Consider the following 3,733-nt stretch of genomic DNA (forward strand, 5'->3'; position numbering starts at 1 on the left):
GGCGGGCAACAGCACCACCGCGACCGACAACGAAGGCTACGGGGTCGACACCACCGCGACCGGTGCGCCGACCGTGGTCATCGTGGACGATGTCAACAACGACCAGAAGCTGACCAAGGCCGAGATTGGCAATGATCAGATCCAGGTTCGCGCCGGAATCAATCACGCAGACCTGGTTGCGGGCGGCAAGGTGACGCTGACCATCAACAATGGCGGGGTGAACAGCACTGTCCAGTTGACGCTCAAGGCCGATGGCACCCTGCTGGCAAGCAATGGCAAGAGCTACGGCTATCAGAATGGCACCATCAGCTGGACGGAGACGACCCTGGCCAACGGCAAGTCGTTGACGGTTACGGCGACCCAGACCGACAAGGCGGGCAACGTCTCCCTGCCGGGCAGCGACAACGCGCAGATCCTGAATGAAGCGCCGGAGACGGCGAACAAGCAGGCAAACGGTCAGGAAGATGCCGCCAGCATTGCCATTCCGACCCTCAGTGGCAGCGACATCGATGGCAACGTGGTGAGTTTCACCATCAAGAGCCTGCCTGCCAACGGCATCCTCTATCTGAACGGGGTGGCTGTGACGGTGGATCAGAACATTGCGGTGGCGGACGCCGGCAAGCTCACCTTCACTCCGAATGCGAACTGGAACGGCAACACCACCTTCAACTATGCGGCGGTAGACAACGACGGCGCCGTGGATGCGAGTCCCGCAACCGTGACCATCAAGGTGGATGCGGTCAATGATCTGCCGACGCTGACCATATCCAATGGGGCTGTCGTCTCCGAAGAGGGGCTGGCAAGCGGTATTGCCGACATGGTCGGCAACCCGGATACCACCAACGCCATCAAAGCGTCCGGTACTCTTTCCGTGGGTGACGTGGATAGCAGTACCCTCAGCATCTCCCTGAACGGGCCGACGGGGCCCAACGGACTTACATCCGGTGGGGCCAAGGTCCAATGGAGCTGGGATGCGGGCAGCAAGACGCTGGTCGGCTACACGGGGGCGATTGGCGGCGCCGATTACAAGGCGGTGGTCGAGGTCAAGCTGACGGCATACAATGCCAGCGGCAAGGGAGAGTGGACCTATGACGTGACCCTTAAGGAGCCACTCGACCACAGGGATACGACCTCGGAAGACAAGCTGTCGTTCCAGCTGGACGTGGAGGTCTCCGATGGCAGCGGCGTCACCAAGGACACGCTGGATGTCAGCGTCGAGGACGACTCCCCCATTGCTGGCAACAGCGATGCCGTTTCCGTGGTGAAGACCGATATTCCGAACGTGCTGACCGGGCTCTTCGATCTGACCCAGTACAGTGACAATCAGAGCACTCTGAACATGGCAGGCCTTACCATCAGTGCCCTGGGCTTCAAGTCGGCAACCGACTCGTCACTGGTGGCGGCGGATGTCAACGGCTCCAGCTCGGGCCTGGGAGTGGCCAGCGGTGAGGCGCCTTACCACAACCTCGCCAATGAAATTGACTTCCGCCACTTTGCTGATGGCTCTTCCGTATCCGAGCGGCTTATCGTCACGCTGGATGCGGGCAAGGTTGCCTACGGCGCCAATATCAAGTTCAGCCAGATGTTTGGCAAAGAGTTGGAAAGTGGAGTGGTAGAGTTTTACCGCGACAACGTATTGATTTCCACACTTTCATTCAGATCGGATGCTGCGGGGGGAGAGTACAAGCAAAACTTCCAGGTGCAGCAGGGTGGCTTCGATACCATGGTGATCAAGGCGACCAATAACGGCAACATCAATACCAAAGACAACAGCGACTTTACCGTCAAGTCTATCGAGTTTCTGGGGGCTGATACGCCGCAGGCAATTGCCTATGGTTCGGGTACGGTTGCACCGCAATGGGGTGCTGATGGCAAGGGACATATAGCGCTTTCGGGACCCAATGAAGTGGGTTTGATGACAGCTACTGGTAAAGTGATCTTAATTTCCAGCAAAGCAGATCAACCCAATACCCTGTATGGCAAAGCCAGTGACGGCACTTTGGTGTTCAGGTTGGAGTTCACCCCGGCCACCGGCAAGTGGGAGTTCTTCCAGTACCAGAGCATGTCCAAGCCCCTGGGAGATGGCGATATCGACTTCCAGATCCGGGTGACGGATGGGGACGGCGACTGGAGCCTGGGTTCTTTCGCGACCAAGCCGCTGTTTACTCCGATCGTGCAGTCGGTATCCAGCGAGAACACAGTGGAAGGCGGCAATCTGCAGCATACGGTGACCCTGTCCGACGCGACCCAGGAAGCAACGGAGTACGATTTCGTCATCATGGGCAGCGGTACCAACCCGGCCTCCAACCTTGATTGGGGCACCGCCCAGTTCAGCAACGGCGTGACCTATAACAGCACCACCGGCAAGATCACGGTGCCGGCCGGGGTATCCGGCTTTACCGTGACCATACCAACGGTGAACGATCGACTAGTAGAGGCAAACGAGACCCTGTCGGTGACTATAGGTGGCCAGAGCGGTACCGGCACCATCCTTGACAACGATCGGGCGCCGACGGCGGCTGGCGGCCACAGCGCCGGTGCCGAAGATCAGCCCCAGGTCCTGACCTGGGCCCAGTTCGGTGCCAGCGATGATCAGGACGCGACCGATCTCGGGGTGCAGATCAACACCCTGCCGCTGAACGGTACCCTCGAATACCTCAATGCGGCTGGGCAGTGGGTTGCGGTGCAAACCGGATCCCTCATCTCCTATGCCGAGGTGAACGCAGGCCATCTGCGCTTCGTGCCAGGTCTGAACGAATCGAGCACCCATGCCGCCAACGGCAACGGCGCTGTGGTCGGCAATATGAAGGGCGACTATGCCAGCATCGGCTATCAGATAAGCGACGGTGCCAACCTCAGCAACGGCAGCAAGCTGGTGATCGACGTGGCGGCGGTGGCCGACAAGCCCACGGTCAACGTCACCCTGATGGGGAATGGCATGCCGTCTTACAGCCAGAGCTTCCCGAGCGCGGGGATCACCACGGGCCAGTTCCAGTCCGGCAGCTTCGACAAGGGGGCCCTCGGGATCACCAACACTTTGACCGATAGCACTTCTAGTAAGGACACCGTGGTGGGTGGTGATGGCAACGACTACATCGTGAGCCAGAAGGGGGGCGGCGACCACTTCGTCGGTGGCAACGGCAATGACGTGCTGGTCGGTGGCAACTCAGTGTCGGGCGATACCCTCGACGGCGGCGTTGGAAACGACATTCTGGTCGCTGGGTTGGGTGGCGATACTCTCTATGGCGGTGCTGGTGATAAAGATATCGCAGTACTGTCCGGCAACCGTGCCGACTACGCCATCACGAAGGGCAGCGGATACTCGATCAATGATCGCTGGTTCAACTTCTCCGTCACGGAGAAGGGGGTCGGTATCACCAAGGCGCTGCACGACGTGGAGTATGTCCAGTTCGCCGACGGTGTCTACCAGATCAATCAGGATACGGGCGTGCTGACCCTGGTGCAGCCGGTGGTGGTCGACTACCCGCTGGAGGTGAGCGCCTCCCTGAGCGATCGGGATGGCAGCGAAGTGCTCGACAGCCTGGTGCTGAGCGGCATGCCCAAAGGCTCCGAGCTCTACAAGGGCAGCCAGTTGCTGGGTACCGTCGGGGACAATGGCAAGCTGACCTTCACCGCGTCGGACAAGCTGTGGAGCAGCAATGCACTGGATCTGAACCTGAGCGGCCTGACTCTGCGGGTACCGGGTGACAAGGCGTAACCGTTCACCGGGACG

Annotated in this window: 1 protein-coding gene; it reads left to right on the top strand. The window is 59.9% G+C overall.

Translation table 11 applies throughout. From position 1 onward, the window contains the following. Nucleotides 1–3,718, top strand: a 3,718-nt coding sequence (locus BN1127_RS20870; RefSeq protein WP_231557460.1) for an Ig-like domain-containing protein, incomplete at its 5' end; no start/stop codon positions are given. Between the last annotated feature and the right edge of the window lie 15 nt (nucleotides 3,719–3,733).

Source organism: Aeromonas media (assembly GCF_000819985.1).
Lineage (GTDB): Bacteria > Pseudomonadota > Gammaproteobacteria > Enterobacterales > Aeromonadaceae > Aeromonas > Aeromonas media.